The organism is Neokomagataea anthophila (assembly GCF_018122595.1).
GTDB lineage: Bacteria > Pseudomonadota > Alphaproteobacteria > Acetobacterales > Acetobacteraceae > Gluconobacter > Gluconobacter anthophilus.
Map to the genome: position 1 here is coordinate 1 of NZ_JAGRQH010000170.1, position 229 is coordinate 229.

Annotated in this window: 1 protein-coding gene; it reads right to left on the bottom strand. The window is 56.8% G+C overall.

Features of this window, described 5'->3' with window-relative positions:
- A partial coding sequence (locus tag KB213_RS12400; RefSeq protein ID WP_211683567.1) for a dephospho-CoA kinase occupies positions 1 to 159 on the bottom strand: 159 nt, incomplete at its 3' end.
- Positions 160 to 229: the final 70 nt, after the last annotated feature.

The window sequence follows — 229 nt, forward strand, 5'->3', positions numbered from 1 at the left end:
AAACAAGCGCGCAATATCGGACACAGCGCGCCCACACGGCGCGTGTAAGCGACTCACCGTAGCATCCGCGTCAAAGACTGGAATAAACGCCCGACGGAAAAACGCCGCCACCGTTGATTTTCCAGCCGCCATGCCCCCCGTCAGCCCTATGATCTGCATGTTTTAACGAAGGCTATCCGCCAAGAGAGCGAACACTGCTTCATCAACCTGCGGCTTCACACCAAACCAC